Origin of the sequence: Bradyrhizobium sp. 153, from assembly GCF_023073835.1 — a bacterium.
Taxonomy (GTDB): domain Bacteria; phylum Pseudomonadota; class Alphaproteobacteria; order Rhizobiales; family Xanthobacteraceae; genus Bradyrhizobium.
The window spans coordinates 25,349-43,348 of the sequence record NZ_JADPKH010000101.1 but is presented as its reverse complement, the minus strand read 5'-3'; the positions used below and the strand labels follow the sequence as shown (position 1 = coordinate 43,348).

The following is an 18,000-nucleotide window of genomic DNA, read 5'->3' as shown; positions in this document are numbered from 1 at the left end:
GACCAGCTCCGACGACCCGAGCGCTCCCAGCAGAGCACGCCGATCAAAGGGGTCCCTTTTGGATGCCGATAGGGGGTCCCAGTCGAACGCCGATTGACAACCCAGACAATAGGCCAGCATCAGCCGAAGTAACGACACCGCATCTGGAATTTGGCGCCGCCGCACGAAAGCCTTCGTCTGGCGCGCACTTATCTCAAGCTGCGCAGCCCCGCCGAGTTGCGTAAGCACTCTCGTCCAGTCCTCGTTCAGAAGCGATTCGTCTGCCATCCCGGCTAGGAATCACGTGTGATTCCAACACTCAAGAATAAACTTAACGCCTATGCGGCCGCCCCTGCGCCCTCCCGGCTTTGAGGGTGGAGCGACGAAGCAAAGCTCGGGCGAAATGCGCCGCGAGGATGCGAAGGCGTGTCTGCGCGTTGAAATGCACGTCGGAGAGTTACGATATCCCCTCTCGATCCATCATTGCGATGCGCCGACGGCGGTGTGTCACACCTCCCTCGTGCTCCGGACGCCAGCGCCGGGCTTGCCTGGCGATGTGGAGCTTGTCGCGGACACGAGCGAGGTGTGCACGGACATGATCAGGCAAAGCGGGTCCCCGACTCAGTGCAGCCGCGCTTCCTGTCACCAACCAGATCCGGGCGGAGCTTCTTCGCTCCTTCAAGTCGGAGATTGGGCCTCGCCGCGAGGTATCACTGTAGGCTTATCCGTGTCTTCCGAGCCACGATTGTGCTATCCGCGCAACACTCCCCCGGATTTAACTTTGATCACCGACCGTTCGCGTCGTCGCCGCTTTTTAGCCACACCCGAACATGAATAAAATCACTCTAATGTTTTAAGGGTAGCGGCCAGTCTTCGACGGCGACGGGAAATCCCAAGGTCGATTCAAATCTTGGCTCTGATTTTTCGGGTCTGAAAGGGTTGACCGGGGAAACTGGTTTGCGATGCGCGCGAAGATCGACAAGCAGAGGCTGCCGAGCCGTCACGTGACGGAAGGTCCTGCGCGCGCGCCTCATCGCTCCTACTTCTACGCGATGGGTCTGACTACCGAGCAGATCCACCAGCCTTTCGTCGGCGTCGCCTCGTGCTGGAACGAGGCTGCGCCCTGCAACATCGCTTTGATGCGTCAAGCACAGGCGGTGAAGAAGGGGGTCGCATCGGCCGGCGGCACTCCGCGCGAATTCTGCACCATCACCGTCACCGACGGCATCGCCATGGGCCATGATGGCATGCGCTCCTCGCTGCCGTCGCGCGAATGCATCGCCGACTCGGTCGAGTTGACGGTTCGCGGCCACGCCTATGATGCGCTCGTCGGCCTCGCCGGCTGCGACAAGTCGCTGCCGGGCATGATGATGGCTATGGTCCGCCTCAACGTGCCGTCGATTTTCATTTACGGCGGCTCGATCCTGCCCGGCAATTTCCGCGGCCAGCAGGTCACGGTGCAGGACATGTTCGAGGCGGTCGGCAAGCATTCGGTTGGCGCCATGTCGGACGAGGACCTCGACGAGATCGAGCGCGTGGCCTGTCCCTCGGCGGGTGCCTGCGGCGCGCAGTTCACGGCCAACACCATGGCGACTGTCTCCGAGGCGATTGGCCTTGCGCTGCCATACTCAGCCGGTGCGCCGGCACCTTATGAAATCCGCGACGCCTTCTGCATGACCGCGGGCGAGAAGGTGATGGACCTGATCGCCTCCAACATCCGGCCGCGCGACATCGTCACCCGCAAGGCGCTGGAGAATGCGGCCGCCGTGGTCGCCGCGTCCGGCGGCTCGACCAATGCTGCGCTGCACCTACCGGCGATCGCGCACGAGGCGAGCATCAAGTTCGACTTGTTCGACGTCGCCGAAATCTTCAAAAAGACACCATATGTCGCGGATTTGAAGCCGGGCGGCCGTTATGTCGCCAAAGACATGTTTGAAGTTGGCGGCATCCCGCTTCTGATGAAGACGCTGCTCGACAACGGATTTCTTCACGGTGATTGCCTCACCGTCACCGGTCGAACGATCGCCGAAAACCTCAAGAGCGTGAAATGGAATCCGCACCAGGACGTGGTGCACCCGGCAGACAAACCCATCACCGTCACGGGCGGTGTGGTCGGTCTGAAGGGCAATTTGGCGCCAGAAGGTGCGATCGTGAAAGTCGCGGGAATGTCCAACCTCAGGTTCACCGGTCCGGCCAGGTGCTTCGACCGTGAGGAGGATGCTTTCGAGGCGGTCCAGAAGCGCACCTATCGCGAAGGCGAAGTCATCGTGATCCGCTACGAGGGGCCGAAGGGCGGTCCCGGCATGCGGGAAATGCTCCAGACCACCGCAGCGCTGACTGGCCAGGGCATGGGCGGCAAGATCGCGCTCATCACCGACGGCCGCTTCTCCGGCGCGACTCGCGGCTTCTGCATCGGTCATGTCGGGCCCGAGGCCGCGATTGGCGGCCCGATCGGGCTGCTCGAGGACGGCGACATCGTCGAGATCGATGCCGTCGCCGGTACCCTTAACGTAAAATTGAGCGACCAGGAGCTCGCCCAGCGCAAGACCAAATGGGCACCTCGCGCGACTAACCACACGTCGGGTGCGCTCTGGAAGTATGCTCAGCAGGTTGGACCAGCGCTCGGGGGGGCGGTGACCCATCCGGGCGGCGCGCACGAGAAACAGTGCTATGCGGACATCTAGGCGTGCCATAGTTGCGTTTGTGTTGGGGGCTATAGCGCTGGCCGCACCGGCGCTCGCCTTCGACGGTGCGCCGGTGAACAAGGACGCGACCATCCCGGTCGTGACCACCTTGCCGGGCGCCGCGAATACGGTTCGCAGCCGAATTCCGCCGGCGGTCGTAACCCAGGAAACCTCGCTTAGCGCCCTGCAATATGCCGCCGAGGGCGGCCACCCCATCGCGCAGTGGAAGCTCGGCCGCATGTACGCCAATGGCGACGGCGTCGCCCAGGACGATCTGCGCGCCTTCGAATATTTCAGCCGCATCGCCAATGCGCATGCCGAGGACAGTCCGTCGGCGCCGCAGGCGCAGATCGTGGCCAACGCCTTCGTCGCGCTCGGCCGCTATTATCTCAGCGGTATCCCGAACTCGAAGATCAAGTCGGATCCGGAGCGGGCGCGGGAGATGTTCTCCTATGCCGCGTCTTATTTCGGCAACGCGGACGCGCAGTATGATCTGGCCCGCCTGTACCTGAAGACGCCGGACGCCTCGCGCGAGGATTTTCGCTACGGCGCGCGCTGGCTCGGCCTCGCCGCACAAAAGGGCCAGCATCAGGCGCAGGCCCTGCTTGGCCAGATGCTGTTCAACGGCGACCGCCTGCCGCGGCAGGTCGCGCGCGGCCTGATGTGGCTGACGCTGGCGCGTGACAGCGCCGGGGCCGAGGAGACCTGGATCAAGGAAAGCTATAACCGCGCCTTCGCCAAGGCCTCCGACGACGACCGCGCCATGTGCCTGCAAATGCTGGAGCAGTGGGTGCAGGGCCGCCGGGAGTGATCTGCAGAGGCGGCTCTTATGCCGCCTCAAGATCGAGATCCGCCCATACCGGCACGTGGTCCGACGGCTTCTCCCAACCGCGCACATAGCTGTCGATGCCGACATTGGCGAGCCGGTCGCTGGCCTGCGGCGACAGCAGGAGATGGTCGATGCGCAGGCCCTGGTTCTTCTGCCAGGCCCCGGCCTGGTAGTCCCAGAAGGTGTAGAGCCCGGGCTCATCCGTGACCGCCCGCAAGGCATCGGTCAGGCCGAGCCCGAGCAGGGATTGAAAGCTCTCCCGCGTCTCGGCCTTGAACAGGGCATCCTCGGTCCAGGCGGCGGGGTTGTGGACGTCGCGGGCATGCGGGATGACGTTGAAGTCGCCCGCGAGGATCAGCGGGACCTCCTCCTTAAGGCGTTCCTTCGAATACTCAAGAAGCCGCGACATCCATTTGAGCTTATAGGGATATTTGTCGGTGCCGACCGGATTGCCGTTGGGCAGATAGAGGCAGGCGATGCGCAAGACGCCCTGCTTGAGCGTTACCACGCCTTCGAGAAAGCGGGCATGCGCATCCTCGTCATCGCCGGCGAGTCCCGATTTGGTCTCGTCGAACCGGAGCTTGGAGAGCAGGGCGACGCCATTGAAGGTCTTCTGCCCATGCGTAACCACGTTGTAGCCGAGCGCCTCGATCTCCAGCCGGGGGAAGGCCTCATCGACGCACTTGATCTCCTGGAGGCAGACGATGTCCGGCTGGCACTCCTTCAGCCAGGTCAGCAGCAGGTCGATCCGCTGCCGGACCGAGTTCACGTTCCAGGTGGCTACTCTGATAGGCATTGGGAGGGGCTCCAGGCGGGGCCACCGTTAGAACAAAATGCAAACGCGCCCGTCAAGGCGGCCGCAGAATCTCCCACAAAATTAACCCGGCTTAAGCGCGCGGCGGGTCATTGATGCCGAAAAGGTGCCTCGGATGGGATGGCCGGACAAATCCATGACGCGAACTGAGCCGCGCGACGGCGTGATCGGCGCGTTGCTGTATTGGCTAGGCGGCTTCGAGATCGAGGATGGTCTGACGGCCGATCTCAGCGAGCGCGAGCTGCGGCGCATCCGCGCCAAGCAGATCGAGGCGGTGACGCGGCTGATTCCGGTGACGATGGCCGTCACCATGCTCAACGTCGCCGTCGTGCTGATCCTGTTCTGGGGCAGGGGCTGGAACGACTTCCTCGCGATCTGGGGTATGACGCTCGCCGCCACCGCCTCGCTCGCGGTCCGTTCGTGGCGGCGGTCGCATCGAAATCCGCCGCAGGAGGCCTCGCCGCGTGCCGCGCGGCAGATGCTGCGGCAGGCGTTCTTCCTCGCCGCGATCTGGGGCATGCTGCCGCTGGCGCTGTTCAGCCGCATCGTGCCAACCAGCCAGCTCATCCTGGCCTGCCTGATGGTCGGCATGATGTCGGGCGGCGCGTTCACGCTGTCGACCTTCCCGCGTGCCGGCCTTGTCTATCTCGCCACCATGACGATCGCCTGCGCCGGTGCGATGCTACTGTGCGGTGACGGGCCCTATCTGGTGACCGCGGTGTTCCTGTTGCTGTTCGCATTCTTCATGGCGCGCAACATGGTCTCCCACGGCAACCTCTTCCTCGGCAATCTCAAGGCCCAGCTCGAGCTTGAGCGGCAGACCGAGATCATTTCGCTGCTGCTGAAGGACTTTCAGGAGAACGCCAGCGACTGGCTGTGGCAGACCGATGCCGAAGGGCATCTCGTCGACGTACCCCAGCGCTTCGCGGACGTGGCGCAGCTGCCGCTTCCGCTCCTGAAGGGATCGCACTTCGCCGACGTGCTCGACATGCTCTGCCCCGAGGACAAGAGCGCGGCCTACAACATCATCGGCCTGATGGAGCAGGCCGAGCCGCTGCATGAGATGAATATCAAGATCGTCGCCGGGGGCGAGGCGCGGCTGTGGTCGCTGACGGCGAAGCCCGCCCACGATCGCGACGGCCAGTTCCTCGGCTATCGCGGCTTCGGCCGCGACGTGACTGAACGCTGGCGCGCGGAGAAGGCCGAAGCCGAGAGCCGCGCCAAGTCCGACTTCCTGGCGGTGATGAGCCACGAGATCCGCACGCCCATGAACGGCGTGCTCGGGCTTGCCAGCATGCTGCTGGAGACAAAGCTCGATCCGGAGCAGCACGAGGCCGTCACCACGATCCGCGAGTCCGGCGACAATCTCCAGCGCATCCTCAACGACATCCTCGATCTGTCCAAGCTCGAGGCCGGCCGCTTCGCGTTGGAAGCGATCGACTTTGCGCCGCGGGCGCTGGTCGAGACCGCCGCGTCCGTGGCGCGCGCGAGCGCCAAGAGCAAGGGGGTTGCAGTCAAGATCGAGCTCGATCCGAACCTGCCGCCGACGCTGCGCGGCGACGCCGCGCGCATTCGCCAGGTGCTGCTCAATCTCGTGTCCAACGCGGTGAAGTTCACCGACGAAGGCGAGGTGAGGGTTTCGGTCACCTGCCAGGCGCGGCGCGATCTGCTGGCGACGGTCGAATGGGCGGTGACCGATAGCGGCATCGGCATCGCCCCCGATAAGCTCGGCCAGCTCTTCAGCGACTTCGTCCAGGCGGACGCCTCGATCAGCCGCCGTTTCGGCGGCACCGGCCTTGGCCTTGCGATTTCCCGGCGCATCATCGAACAGATGGGCGGCACCATCGGCGTCACCTCGATGCCGGGCGAGGGCTCGACTTTCCGCTTCACCCTGGTGTTGCCCTGGAGCCGGGCGGAGGCGTCAGACCACGATGCGGGCCGCGACGACGGCGACGAGCTCAAGGCTCGCATCGCCGGGCTCGACCGGCCGCTGAAGGTGCTGGTCGCCGAGGACGACGCCGTCAACCGCATGGTCGTGAGCAAGATGCTCGGCGGATTCGATGTTGAGCTGCGCGTCGTCACCGACGGCGTCGACGCCGTCGCGGCAGCCTCTGAAGGCGACTACGATGTCGTGCTGATGGACGTGCGCATGCCCGACATGGACGGACTTGCCGCAACCCGCGCGATCCGTGCGCAAGGCGGGCGCTTCGAAGTCCTGCCAATCATCGCGCTCACCGCCAACGCCTTCCCCGAAGACGTCAGGATCTGCCGCGAGGCCGGCATGTCGGACTTTCTGCCCAAGCCGCTGCGCAAGCCTGCGCTGGTCGCGGCCCTGCTACGTGCGCTGGACGGCCACGTCATGTCGGAGGATGCGCCGCTTCGGCCGGAGCTGATGCCGGTCGAGGTGGAGTGGACGGACGAGGAAAGGCAGATCACCGGCGCGTAGGTGCTCAGATCGAGAAGCTGGTCCCGCAGCCGCACGAGGCAGTCGCGTTCGGATTGTTGACTCGGAACGAGGCGCCGATCAGATCGTCGACGAAATCGACCTGCGATCCCGCCAGGAACGGCTGCGAGGCCGAATCGACCAGCACCACAGCATTGTCCTGCTCGATCACGAGATCGTCATCGGTGCGGGCACGGTCGATGTCGAACTTGTACTGGAAACCCGAGCAGCCGCCGCCCTCGACGGAGATGCGTAGCATCGCGCCTGACCCTTCGCCCTTGAGGATCTCCCCAATCCGGCGTGCGGCCCGGTCGCTGATGGTCACGGCAGTCGTCATCGTTCGTCTCCGATAGTCCCGGTCATACCAAGTTCATTGCCCAATTCGTTTGGTATCCCGCGCCCGACATAGTTAAGTGCCACCATACGCAGAATCAAATGGATAGGGACTAAATTCGCCGTGTCCGTCGGAATGGCTGCCCCCCGCGCGCCCTTTGCCTGCGACCCCGAGCGCAGCCGCGGCCGGCTGGTCGCGGAGCCCCCGAGCCGGACCCGCAGCCCGTTCCGACGCGATTGCGACCGCGTGATCCATTCGACCGCGTTCCGCCGCCTGAAGTACAAGACCCAGGTGTTCGTGTTCCACGAGGGCGACCACTACCGCACCCGGCTGACCCATTCGCTCGAGGTGGCCCAGATCGCCCGAGCGCTGGCCCGGCAGCTCGGGCTGGACGAGGATCTCACCGAAACCTTGGCGCTTGCCCATGATCTTGGCCATCCGCCGTTCGGCCATGCCGGCGAGCGGGCACTGGACGCCTGCCTGAAGGAGTTTGGCGGCTTCGACCACAACGCCCAGACGCTCCGCGTCGTCGCCGCGCTGGAGCACCGCTATCCCGAGTTCGATGGGCTGAACCTGACCTGGGAAGCACTGGAGGGCATCGTCAAGCACAACGGCCCGCTGACCGATCGCAGCGGCGCGCCGATCGGACGCTATCGCGAGCACGGCGTTCCCATCGGCATCGCCGACTATATCAAGACGCATGATCTCGAATTATGGAGCTTCGCCTCGCTCGAGGCGCAGGTCGCCGCGATCGCCGACGACATTGCCTATGACGCTCACGACATCGATGACGGTCTGCGCGCCGGCCTGTTCCAGCTCGACGATCTCAAGGTGATGCCGCTGACGGCGGAGATCATCGCCGAGACCTCGGCGCATTATCCCGATCTCGAAGATGTCAGGCGCGGCGCCGAGCTGGTGCGCGAGCTGATCTCGCACCTAATCGGTGCGGTGTTCGCCGAGGCGCAGAAGAACCTTGCGGCGGTCAAGCCGCAATCGGCGCAGGACGTGCGCCAGCAGAGCCGGGCGCTGATCGCGTTCCCCGCCGAGGTCGCCGAGGAGGAGGCCGCCGTCAAGACCTTCCTCTACCAGCACATGTACCGTCACAAGCGGGTGGTGCGGGTGATGGGCGAGGCAGAGCAGATCCTGTTCGACCTGTTCGCAAAGTACCTGAAGGTGCCGGCCGAGCTGCCGCCGGAATGGCTGCTGGGGGCGGAGGCAGACAATGAGGGCGACCGCGCCCGCCGGATCGGCAATTTCATTGCCGGAATGACCGACCGTTTCGCCCTGACCGAGCACCAGCGGCTCTTTGACTCGACCCCGGATTTGCGTTAGGCGGCGGCCATGCCCGACCCGTCCTCATCCCTGCACCTGTTCGCCGACGTGCTCGCGCGCGTGCACGCCGCCTGCCGGACGCTGGCCGTGGACGCCAGCTGGCCTGAGGGCATCGATTTCTCGCGCGTCGTGGTTGAGCCGCCGCGCGATGCTTCCCATGGCGACATGGCGACCAACGCCGCGATGGTGCTGGCGAAAGAGGCAAAGGCAAAGCCGCGCGATCTCGCCGAGCAGATTGCCGAGCGGCTGCGCACGGATGCGCTGATCGCCAAGGTCGACGTCGCCGGTCCCGGCTTCATCAATTTGACGCTGAAGCCGGCCGCCTGGGCCGAGGCACTGCGCACGGTGCTGCGCGAGGGCGCCGATTACGGCCGCGTCCGCGGCGGCTCCAAGGTCAACGTCGAATACGTCTCGGCCAATCCGACCGGACCGATGCATGTCGGCCATTGCCGCGGCGCCGTGTTCGGCGACGCCCTGGCGAGCCTGCTTCAGTTCGCAGGCCACGACGTCACGCGCGAATATTACATCAACGACGCCGGCGCCCAGGTCGACGTGCTCGCACGCTCCGCGTTCCTGCGATATCGCGAGGCGCTCGGCGAGGACATCGGCGCGATTCCGGAAGGACTCTATCCCGGTGACTATCTGAAGCCGGTCGGCGCTGTGCTGGTGAAGGAGCATGGCGACAAGCTCCGCGGAATGAGCGAGGCCGAGTGGCTGCCGACGGTGCGCGCCAAGGCGATCGCGATGATGATGGAAGAGATCAAGGACGATCTCGCCGCGCTCAACATCCGCCACGACGTGTTCTTCTCAGAGCGCTCGCTGATCGAGAACGGCAACAACCAGGTTGCCGAAACCATCGACTTCCTGTGCGCCAAGGGCGACATCTACGAGGGACGCCTGCCGCCGCCGAAGGGCGCGCCGGTCGAGGATTGGGAAGACCGCGAGCAGTTGCTGTTCAAGGCGACTGCCTACGGCGACGACGTCGATCGTCCGCTGATCAAGTCGGACAATTCCTACACCTACTTCGCCTCCGACATCGCCTACCACAAGAACAAGTTCGACCGTGGTTTTGCGGAGATGATCGACGTCTGGGGCGCCGACCATGGCGGCTACATCAAGCGGATGCAGGCGGCGGTAAAGGCGACGACGTCCGGCAAGGGCGCGCTCGACGTCAAGATCGTGCAGCTCGTGAAGTTGCTGCGCAGCGGCGAGCCCGTGAAAATGTCGAAGCGGAGCGGGGACTTCGTCACCCTGCGTGAGGTGGTAGATGAGGTGGGCCAGGATGCTGTCCGTTTCATGATGCTCTACCGCAAGAACGATGCGGTGCTCGACTTCGACCTCGCCAAGGTCGTGGAACAGTCGCGCGACAACCCGGTGTTCTACGTTCAGTACGGTCACGCCCGCGGCCACTCGATCTTCCGCAACGCGCGGGCTGAGGTGTTCCCGGAACTGCCGGAGGATACCGGCGCGCGGACCGCTTGGCTCAGTGAGTCGGCGGTGGAACGGTTGTCGGACCCGGTCGAACTCGATCTTCTCAAGCGCCTCGCAATTTTTCCGCGCATGCTGGAAGCTGCCGCCGCGGCCCACGAACCGCACCGAATTGCCTTTTATCTCTATGATTTAGCCAGCGAATTTCATGCACTTTGGACGAAGGGGCGCGATTTGCCCTATTTACGCTTCATTATCAATAATGATGCAGATCTTACGAAGGCGCGGCTGGCCATGGTCCAGGGCGTTGTCTCAGTCCTGGCATCGGGCCTCGCCATCCTCGGCGTCCATGCCCCGGACGAGATGCGGTAGTTTGGGGCGAACTACTTAAGAGGAATTCGGGGGTAACCGGCAGAAGCCGGATCGCTTAGACTTGGTTGAAAGCCTTGTGGGTCGAAAGCCGTGCCTTGGTCGAGGGGCGCGCGGCTTTCCCGAAGGGACGCATCATCACGATGGCCGAACGATATCAGGACAGACCGTTTCCCTCCGATGACTATGGTCGCGGTAGCGAGCAGCATGGGAAGGCGGAAAATGATCCCTTGGCCGAGCTCGCCCGTCTGATCGGACAGACCGATCCGTTCGCAGCGCAGTCGCCGCCGACCGCACGCCCGACGGCAGCGCCCGCGCAGAGTTATCGAGAAGACGATTATCGCCAGGACGATGATCGGCAGGTTTATGCCGAGCAGGCCTCACCGCCGCCCGGGCCGCCGTCATGGATGCGGCGCGCCAACGTACAGCCGCAGCCGACAGCCGCGCCGGAGCCCGACTATTCCGTCTCCGTAAACCCGGTTCATCCGTTGCATCGCTATTCGGCCCAGCCGACCGCAGTTGCGCCTGAGCCGGACTTTCATCAATCGCAGGCCCATCAGGATCACGCTTATCAAGCCCAAGCCTATCAGGATCAGGCCCACCAGCAGCACGGTCAGGCTTATCAGGATCAGGCCTATCGGGAGCCGTACGCGCAGCCCGATCCGTCGCGCTATGATGATGCGCTCTATGGCCGGCTCGAGACAGGCGAGCAGGACTACCAGCGCGATCCGGCCTACCCCGACGATCCTTACGCCTACCAGAGCGACTATCCTGAGGCCGAACTTGACGAGCCGAAGAAGCAGCGCGGCGGCATGATGACAGTCGCGGCGATCCTAGCGCTTGCCGTGGTCGGGACTGGTGCTGCCTTCGCCTACAAGACCTATGCGGGCTCGCCCCGCAGCGGCGAGCCGCCGATCATCAAGGCCGACAACACACCGACCAAGATCGTGCCGGCGCCGACGGACTCCTCCGCCAAGATGCCGGATCGCATGGTGAGCGGTGACGGCACCGAGAAGATCGTGCCGCGGGAGGAAGCGCCTGTCGACGTCAATGCCAGAGCGGCTGGTCCCCGCGTGGTGTTCCCGCCGCTGAACCAGAATGCGAATCCACCGTCGGTGGCAAGCGTGTCGCCGTCGATGGTGCCGCCGCCGAGCGCGGGGGCGGCCCCGAGCAACGGCACACTGCCGAACAATTCGCCGCGCTCAATCAGGACGGTGGCTGTGAAGGGTGATCAGACCGATAGCGCTACGCCGCAATCGGCTGCAGCCGCCAAGCCCGCAACTGCGCCAAAACCTGTTGCCGCGCCGCCTGCGCCAATCGCGCCGCGCAATCCACCGACGTCGGCCAATGCCAGCGCCAACCAGCCTTTGTCGCTCGCGCCGCAATCGGGACCGACGGCCGAGCCTCCGCAGCGGATGGCTGCGACCAACCCGACGCAAATTGCGCCCGCCAGCAGCGGTGGGGGCTACATCGTGCAGGTTTCCTCGCAGCAGAGCGAGGAAAGTGCCGCCGCGTCCTATCGGGTGCTTCAGAGCAAGTACGGCAGTGTGCTCGGGTCCCGTTCGCCGGTGATCAAGCGCGTCGACCTCACCGACAAGGGCAAGGGCATCGTCTACCGCGCGTTCGCCGGTCCCTATGGCTCGGCCGAAGAGGCGACGCAGGCATGCAACAGCCTCAAGTCCGCAGGCCTGTCCGCCTGCTTCGTCCAGAGGAATTAACGGCCGTTTCCTTGACCCCCTCGCGGGGCAGGGTTAATCGGCCGTATGAGCACGCGGGCCTTCATTACCGGCGTATCCGGAACGGAACTGACCGCCGCCGAGCGGGAGTTTATCCGCGCCGAACGTCCATGGGGCTTCATCCTCTTCAAGCGTAACGTCGCGGCGCCGGCTCAAGTTGCTGCATTGGTTGCGGAATTGCGGGCAGTGGCGGGTGCTGCCGACGCGCCCGTCCTGATCGATCAGGAGGGCGGACGGGTGCAGCGGCTGGGGCCGCCGCACTGGCCGCTCTATCCGCCGGGAGCCCTATTTGCGAATTTGTACGACACTGATTCGGCGCTCGGGCTTACTGCGGCGCGCCTGAGCGCCCGCCTAATCGCGGCCGATCTCGCCGATCTCGGCATTACGGTGGATTGCTTGCCGCTCGCTGACGTGCCGGTGCCGGGTGCCGATGCCGTCATCGGCAACCGAGCTTATGGCACGGAGCCGGGCAAGGTTGCCGCGATTGCGCGCGCGGTCACCGAGGGGCTGGAGCAGGGCGGCGTGCTGCCGGTTCTCAAGCACATTCCCGGTCATGGCCGCGCCACTGCCGACACCCATTTCAAGCTGCCGACAGTCGACACGCCCCGGGACGAGCTGGAACGGACCGATTTCGCCGCGTTCAAGCCGCTCTCGGATCTGCCAATGGCCATGACTGCACATGTTGTGTTTAGCGCGATCGACGCCGCCCAACCGGCGACGACATCTGCGACAATGATTGCTGACGTGATTCGCGGCACAATCGGGTTCCAGGGTTTGTTAATGAGTGATGACGTGTCGATGAACGCGCTGTCGGGGAATATCGCCGAGCGGACCCGCGCCATCTTCGCGGCTGGCTGCGACGTGGCCCTGCATTGCAACGGTAACATCGAGGAGATGCGCGACGTCGCCAGCCAGACACCCGAACTGTCCGGCAGAGCACTGGAGCGGGCGAAAGCCGCGCTCGCCGCACGCAAGCCGCCGCAGCCGCTGGACCGGGCGGCCGCACGCGCAGAACTGGACGCATTGATCGCACGGGCAAACACGGCATCCGCATGACCGCAGAAATCCTATCCTTCGAAACCGGGCGGCCCGCAGAGCTTGCCGAGGGTGAGCCGGCGTTGGTCGTGGATGTCGAAGGCTATGAGGGCCCGCTCGACCTGTTGCTCGCACTGGCGCGGCAGCAGAAGGTCGACCTCGCCAAGATTTCGATCCTGGCGCTGGCCGACCAGTACCTCCACTTCATCGAGGCTGCGCGGAAAATCCGGCTGGAGCTCGCTGCTGACTATCTCGTGATGGCGGCCTGGCTTGCCTTCCTAAAGTCGCGCCTGCTGCTGCCGGAGCCGCCGAGTGCCGAAGGCCCGAGCGCGGAGCAGATGGCGACTGCGCTCGCCAACCGCCTGCGCCGGCTCGAAGCCATTCGCGAAGCCGCCAATCGGCTGATGAACAGGCCGCAATTGCAGCGCGACATCTTTCCGCGCGGCGAGCCCGAGCACATCGCGGAGATCAAGCATCCGAAATACACGGCGACGCTGTACGACCTGCTCACCGCCTATGCCGCGCAGCGCCAATCGCGCGTGCTGGCGAGCGTGCATCTGGCCAAGCGTACGGTGTGGTCGCTCGCCGAAGCGCGCGCCACGCTGGAACGGCTGGTCGGCAGTATCAGCGAACAGGATGATTGGGGCGTTCTCGACGACTTCCTGATCCGGCATGTCGCCGATCCGACGCAGCGCGCGACGGTGTTCGCCTCGAGCTTCGCCGCCGCGCTCGAACTGGTGCGCGAAGGCCAGCTTGAGCTGAACCAGAAAGAGGCGTTTGCGCCCATCTATTTCCGGAAGGGGCGTCCTAAACCGGTTCCGGACGCAGCTCCTGCGCCCGATGCGCCGGTCGGTTAAGTGCAAGAAGGAGGATCTGCCATGGCAAGCCTGGCTGAAGCGCGGGTAGAAGAGGCCGAGCCGATGGAGAACGAATCCCAGGCACGGCCGGAGGAATTGCGGCTGCTGGAAGCGCTGCTGTTTGCCTCGAGTGAACCGCTGGATACGGCGACGCTGGCCAAGCGGATGCCAGACGGCGTGGACGTCAAGGCGGCGCTTGAGCAGCTCCAGGCCGATTATGCGTCGCGCGGCGTGAATCTCGTGCGCGTCGCCAACAAATGGACCTTCCGCACCGCCGGCGATCTCGCCTGGCTGATGACGCGGGAGAGCACCGAGACCCGCCGTCTGTCGCGCGCGGCGATCGAGGTGCTGGCGATCATCGCTTATCACCAGCCGGTGACGCGCGCCGAGATCGAGGAGATCCGCGGCGTCGTCACCTCGAAGGGCACGTTGGATGTGCTGCTGGAGACCGGCTGGATCAAGCCGCGCGGCCGGCGCAAGACGCCCGGCCGTCCGCTGACCTTCGGCACCACCGAGGAGTTCCTGTCGCAGTTCACTTTGGAACAGCTCGGCGACCTGCCGGGCCTCGAAGAGCTCAAGGGCACTGGCCTGCTGGATTCGCGCCTGCCGACCGGATTCAGCGTGCCGACGCCGTCGGACGACCCGACGCTGCGTGAGGACGAGGATCCGCTGGAACCGGGCGAGGGCCTCGATTTGGCGCTGGCGCCTGCGGTCGAGCCGGAGACGCCGGAAAGCGGCGATGAGGGTGGCAGCCAAGGTGGCGGCGAGGAGTGATGTCCGTCCGTCTACGGGCCCTGCGACCGGTTAACACTAGCAAGATTGCGTAGCGCCGACAGCGAATTGGCGCTGCCTTGGTCCTTGTTTTTGACACCCGCCAAGCCTAGGTTTCGGTAAAGATCGGCCGGGTCCCCGGCCATGCGCGTTTGGAGGGTTGCAGGATGGGTTCACTCAGCATTTGGCACTGGATCTTGGTGATCGCAGTGGTCCTGCTGCTGTTCGGCCGCGGCAAGATTTCGGATCTGATGGGCGACGTGGCGCAGGGCATCAAGGCGTTCAAGAAGGGCATGCAGGACGACGATAAGCCCGCCGACAAGCCCGAGCCGGCCAAGTCCATCGAGCACAACAATGCCGCACCGACCGCGGCACGGTCCGACGTCGGCAGCAAGGCCGTCTGAGCCAGAGAGCACGCCAGAACGCGGGTAGCGGCCCCGATCCTGCGCGCAATGGATTGGGCCGGTTGCGGCTGGCGTGAACGGAAGACCTCATGTTCGACATCGGCTGGAGTGAACTGGTCCTCATCGGGGTCGTGGCCCTGATCGCCATCGGCCCGAAGGAGCTGCCGGGCGTGCTGCGCATGGTTGGGCAGTGGATGGGCAAGGCCCGCAAGATGGCCGCCGAATTCCAGGGCCAGTTCCAGGAAGCGATGCGCGAGGCCGAGATGGCCGACCTCACGAAGAGCTTCGACGAGGTCAAGGAAGTCGCGACCGGCTTCAATCCGCTGACTTCGCTTCAGAAGGATGTCAGCGACGCGCTACGCGTCGATGCGCTCGACAAGCCGGCCAAGACGCCAGCCAGCGGCGCCGTCGAACCGGCGGCGAGTTCAAGTGAAACGCCGGTGATTTCGAGTGAAGCGCCGGTAACGCCAACGACACCGGAAGCGCCGACGCCCGCGACCTTCATGGAAGCCGAGGCGCACGCAGCAGCGAACGAGCCGCTTGCGATCACCCGTGAGGTCAAGCAGGCCCAGGTCGCGCAAGACACCGCGGCATCCGAAGCGATCAAGGACGCCAAAGCGTCATGACCGACGCCGATATCGAGGCCAGCAAAGCCCCTTTGATGGACCATCTGATCGAGCTGCGGTCGCGGCTGATCAAGGCGCTGCTCGGATTCGGCGTTGCCTTCATCTTCTGCTTCTTCTTCGCCAAGCAGATCTACAACGTGCTGGTCTGGCCGTTCGTGTGGGTCGCGGGTCCCGAGAATTCCAAGTTCATCTACACGGCGCTGCTGGAATATTTCATCACTCAGCTCAAGCTCGCGCTGTTCGGCGCCGGCTTCATCTCGTTCCCGATCGTCGCGACGCAGATCTACAAGTTCGTGGCGCCCGGCCTCTACAAGCACGAGAAGCAGGCCTTCCTGCCGTATCTGGTCGCAACCCCGTTCTTCTTTGTGCTGGGCGCAGCGCTGGTCTATTTCGTCGTCCTGCCGATGCTGGTCCGCTTCTCGCTCGGCATGCAGCAGGCCGGCAGCGACGAGACCGCGCAGATCCAGCTCTTGCCCAAGGTCGGCGAATATCTGTCGCTGATGATGTCGTTGATCTTCGCCTTCGGCATCGCCTTCCAGCTGCCGGTGATCCTGACGCTGCTCGGGCGGATCGGCATCGTCACCTCGAAGATGCTGCGCGAGAAGCGCCGCTATTTCATCGTCATCGCCTTCGTCATCGCGGCCGTGCTGACGCCGCCCGACGTGCTCAGCCAGTGCTCTCTGGCGTTTCCCTTGCTAGCGCTCTACGAGGGTTCGATCATCGCGGTGGCGATGGTGGAGAAGAAGGCCGCGGCCTCGCGGGCGGCCACTGGCACCGACGTGTCGACGCCGGCCAATCCGGCGGAGTAGAGGACGGCCAGCCCATCGGCGTCATTCCCCGCGAAGGCGGGGATTCCAGTACGCAGCAGCCCGTCGAGAAATCACGACTGTCTCTGGAATACTGGATCATCCGCCTTCGCGGATGATGACAGCCGTGCTAGGAGACCCGCTAACTTGCAACGTTCAACGTTGCATGTTTACGCGCTTCCCCAGGACCACCGCCATGCACGACATCAAATCGATCCGCGACAATCCGCAAGCCTTCGACGCCGGCCTCGCACGGCGCGGCCTGAAGCCGATGTCGGCCTCGCTGCTCGCGATTGACGAGAAGCGGCGCGCGGCGATCCTGGCGTCGGAGCAGGCACAGGCACGGCGCAACGCGGCCTCGAAAGAAATTGGCGATGCCAAGAAAGCCAAGGACGAGGCGCGCGCCGCCAAGCTGATGGCCGAAGTGGCCGAGCTCAAGACGACGATGCCGCAGCTCGAAGCCGCGGCCAAAGCTGCCGATGAGGAGCTGACGAAAGAGCTGTCGGCGATTCCGAACATTCCGTTCGATGACGTGCCCGACGGTGTCGACGAGCGCGGCAACGTGCAGCACCACATATTCGGCAACAAGCGCAACTACGCATTTGCCCCGAAGCTGCATGACGATCTCGGCACCGCGCTCGGCTACATGGATTTCGAGGCGGCGGCAAAACTCTCCGGGGCGCGTTTCGTCGTGCTGAAGAAGGGGCTGGCGCGGCTCGAACGCGCCATCGGCCAGTTCATGCTCGACCTGCACACCACCGAGCACGGCTACACCGAAATCAATCCGCCGCTTCTGGTGCGCAACGAGGTGATGTTCGGCACCGGGCAGCTGCCGAAATTCGAGGACGATCAGTTCTGGGCGATCAAGGGCGAACTGCTGGCTGCGCCCGACCATGAGCGGCTGAAGACCGAGCGCCTCGGTCTGATCCCGACCGCAGAAGTGTCGCTCACCAACCTCGCGCGCGAATCCATTCTCGACGAAAAGCAATTACCGATGCGCCTCACCGCGCTCACGCCGTGCTTCCGCGCCGAGGCGGGCGCCGCCGGGCGCGACACCCGCGGCATGATCCGCCAGCATCAGTTCACCAAGGTCGAGCTGGTCTCGATCACGACGCCCGAGACCAGCAAGGACGAGCTGGAGCGGATGCTGTCCTGCGCCGAGCAGGTGTTGCAGAAGCTCGACCTGCATTATCGCGTGATGACGCTCTGCGCAGGAGATATGGGATTTTCGTCGCAGAAAACCTATGACATCGAGGTCTGGATGCCCGGGCAGGGCGACGGCGGCATGTTCCGCGAGATCTCGAGCTGCTCGGTCTGCGGCGACTTTCAGGCGCGGCGCATGGATGCGCGCTCGCGCGGGCCGGACGGCAAGCCGCGCTTCGTGCACACGCTGAACGGCTCCGGCACCGCGGTCGGCCGCGCGCTGATCGCGGTGATGGAGACCTATCAGCAGGAGGACGGCTCGATCGCGATTCCTAGTGTGCTCCAGCCCTATATGGGCGGGCTGAAGGTGATCGCGCGCGAGTAGGGTTGCGAAGATCGCCCGGCCGGCT

The 18,000-nt window shown here is 64.6% G+C and carries 15 protein-coding genes and 1 pseudogene; 13 read left to right on the top strand and 3 right to left on the bottom strand.

Features of this window, described 5'->3' with window-relative positions:
• A pseudogene (locus IVA91_RS26040) lies at positions 1-267 on the bottom strand (hypothetical protein); the annotation flags it as partial.
• A 674-nt stretch (positions 268-941) separates the two neighbouring features.
• Here IVA91_RS26040 and ilvD point away from each other — a divergent pair.
• Positions 942-2,663, top strand: a complete 1,722-nt coding sequence (gene ilvD / locus IVA91_RS26035; protein ID WP_247276004.1) for a dihydroxy-acid dehydratase — start codon at positions 942-944, stop codon at positions 2,661-2,663.
• Positions 2,650-3,474: a tetratricopeptide repeat protein gene (locus IVA91_RS26030; RefSeq protein WP_247276005.1), complete on the top strand. Its 825-nt coding sequence runs from the start codon at positions 2,650-2,652 to the stop codon at positions 3,472-3,474. Before ilvD ends, IVA91_RS26030 begins: the two co-directional genes overlap by 14 nt.
• A gap of 16 nt (positions 3,475-3,490) precedes the next feature.
• Here IVA91_RS26030 and xth read toward each other — a convergent pair whose 3' ends face one another.
• A complete protein-coding gene (xth, locus tag IVA91_RS26025) occupies positions 3,491-4,288 on the bottom strand; it encodes an exodeoxyribonuclease III (protein WP_247276006.1) in 798 nt (265 codons plus the stop codon).
• Positions 4,289-4,421: 133 nt separating this feature from the next.
• Between xth and IVA91_RS26020 the strand changes: the two genes are divergently transcribed.
• On the top strand, positions 4,422-6,752 hold the full coding sequence (locus IVA91_RS26020; protein ID WP_247276007.1) for an ATP-binding protein: 2,331 nt from the start codon (positions 4,422-4,424) through the stop codon (positions 6,750-6,752).
• Positions 6,753-6,756: 4 nt separating this feature from the next.
• On the opposite strand, the gene erpA is transcribed toward IVA91_RS26020, so the two are convergent.
• On the bottom strand, positions 6,757-7,086 hold the full coding sequence (gene erpA, locus IVA91_RS26015; protein ID WP_025036472.1) for an iron-sulfur cluster insertion protein ErpA: 330 nt from the start codon (positions 7,084-7,086) through the stop codon (positions 6,757-6,759).
• Between the two features lie 132 nt (positions 7,087-7,218).
• Between erpA and IVA91_RS26010 the strand changes: the two genes are divergently transcribed.
• The 10 genes from IVA91_RS26010 (at position 7,219) to serS (ending at position 17,975) form a co-directional block, all read left to right on the top strand.
• Positions 7,219-8,415 carry a deoxyguanosinetriphosphate triphosphohydrolase gene (locus IVA91_RS26010; protein WP_247276008.1) on the top strand — a complete coding sequence of 399 codons (1,197 nt, stop codon included), beginning with the start codon at positions 7,219-7,221 and terminating at the stop codon, positions 8,413-8,415.
• 9 nt (positions 8,416-8,424) lie between these two features.
• Complete coding sequence (argS, locus tag IVA91_RS26005; protein ID WP_247276009.1) at positions 8,425-10,215, top strand: arginine--tRNA ligase; 1,791 nt, start codon at positions 8,425-8,427, stop codon at positions 10,213-10,215.
• Between the two features lie 140 nt (positions 10,216-10,355).
• Positions 10,356-11,930, top strand: a complete 1,575-nt coding sequence (locus IVA91_RS26000) for an SPOR domain-containing protein (protein ID WP_247276010.1) — start codon at positions 10,356-10,358, stop codon at positions 11,928-11,930.
• Positions 11,931-11,975: 45 nt separating this feature from the next.
• Positions 11,976-13,004: a beta-N-acetylhexosaminidase gene (nagZ, locus tag IVA91_RS25995; protein WP_247276011.1), complete on the top strand. Its 1,029-nt coding sequence runs from the start codon at positions 11,976-11,978 to the stop codon at positions 13,002-13,004.
• Positions 13,001-13,840 carry a ScpA family protein gene (locus IVA91_RS25990; RefSeq protein ID WP_247276012.1) on the top strand — a complete coding sequence of 280 codons (840 nt, stop codon included), beginning with the start codon at positions 13,001-13,003 and terminating at the stop codon, positions 13,838-13,840. The genes nagZ and IVA91_RS25990 overlap by 4 nt, the downstream gene beginning before the upstream one ends.
• Positions 13,841-13,861: 21 nt before the next feature.
• Positions 13,862-14,614, top strand: coding sequence for an SMC-Scp complex subunit ScpB (gene scpB / locus IVA91_RS25985; protein WP_247276013.1), 753 nt, complete (start codon positions 13,862-13,864; stop codon positions 14,612-14,614).
• Between the two features lie 164 nt (positions 14,615-14,778).
• Positions 14,779-15,015 carry a twin-arginine translocase TatA/TatE family subunit gene (locus tag IVA91_RS25980; protein ID WP_247276014.1) on the top strand — a complete coding sequence of 79 codons (237 nt, stop codon included), beginning with the start codon at positions 14,779-14,781 and terminating at the stop codon, positions 15,013-15,015.
• A gap of 89 nt (positions 15,016-15,104) precedes the next feature.
• Complete coding sequence (tatB, locus tag IVA91_RS25975) at positions 15,105-15,641, top strand: Sec-independent protein translocase protein TatB (RefSeq protein ID WP_247459442.1); 537 nt, start codon at positions 15,105-15,107, stop codon at positions 15,639-15,641.
• A complete protein-coding gene (gene tatC, locus IVA91_RS25970) occupies positions 15,638-16,450 on the top strand; it encodes a twin-arginine translocase subunit TatC (RefSeq protein WP_247276016.1) in 813 nt (270 codons plus the stop codon). The genes tatB and tatC overlap by 4 nt, the downstream gene beginning before the upstream one ends.
• A gap of 193 nt (positions 16,451-16,643) precedes the next feature.
• Positions 16,644-17,975, top strand: a complete 1,332-nt coding sequence (gene serS / locus IVA91_RS25965) for a serine--tRNA ligase (RefSeq protein WP_247276017.1) — start codon at positions 16,644-16,646, stop codon at positions 17,973-17,975.
• Positions 17,976-18,000 lie beyond the last annotated feature (25 nt).

Bases quoted from the DNA above. Each gene is read 5' to 3' on its own strand.
- ilvD (WP_247276004.1), top strand. From the start codon at position 942: ATGCGCGCGAAGATCGACAAGCAGAGGCTGCCGAGCCGTCACGTGACG.
- scpB (WP_247276013.1), top strand. From the start codon at position 13,862: ATGGCAAGCCTGGCTGAAGCGCGGGTAGAAGAGGCCGAGCCGATGGAG.
- tatB (WP_247459442.1), top strand. From the start codon at position 15,105: ATGTTCGACATCGGCTGGAGTGAACTGGTCCTCATCGGGGTCGTGGCC.
- IVA91_RS25980 (WP_247276014.1), top strand. From the start codon at position 14,779: ATGGGTTCACTCAGCATTTGGCACTGGATCTTGGTGATCGCAGTGGTC.
- serS (WP_247276017.1), top strand. From the start codon at position 16,644: ATGCACGACATCAAATCGATCCGCGACAATCCGCAAGCCTTCGACGCC.
- nagZ (WP_247276011.1), top strand. From the start codon at position 11,976: ATGAGCACGCGGGCCTTCATTACCGGCGTATCCGGAACGGAACTGACC.
- IVA91_RS26000 (WP_247276010.1), top strand. From the start codon at position 10,356: ATGGCCGAACGATATCAGGACAGACCGTTTCCCTCCGATGACTATGGT.
- IVA91_RS25990 (WP_247276012.1), top strand. From the start codon at position 13,001: ATGACCGCAGAAATCCTATCCTTCGAAACCGGGCGGCCCGCAGAGCTT.
- IVA91_RS26030 (WP_247276005.1), top strand. From the start codon at position 2,650: ATGCGGACATCTAGGCGTGCCATAGTTGCGTTTGTGTTGGGGGCTATA.
- tatC (WP_247276016.1), top strand. From the start codon at position 15,638: ATGACCGACGCCGATATCGAGGCCAGCAAAGCCCCTTTGATGGACCAT.
- IVA91_RS26010 (WP_247276008.1), top strand. From the start codon at position 7,219: ATGGCTGCCCCCCGCGCGCCCTTTGCCTGCGACCCCGAGCGCAGCCGC.
- xth (WP_247276006.1), bottom strand. From the start codon at position 4,288: ATGCCTATCAGAGTAGCCACCTGGAACGTGAACTCGGTCCGGCAGCGG.
- argS (WP_247276009.1), top strand. From the start codon at position 8,425: ATGCCCGACCCGTCCTCATCCCTGCACCTGTTCGCCGACGTGCTCGCG.
- erpA (WP_025036472.1), bottom strand. From the start codon at position 7,086: ATGACGACTGCCGTGACCATCAGCGACCGGGCCGCACGCCGGATTGGG.
- IVA91_RS26020 (WP_247276007.1), top strand. From the start codon at position 4,422: ATGGGATGGCCGGACAAATCCATGACGCGAACTGAGCCGCGCGACGGC.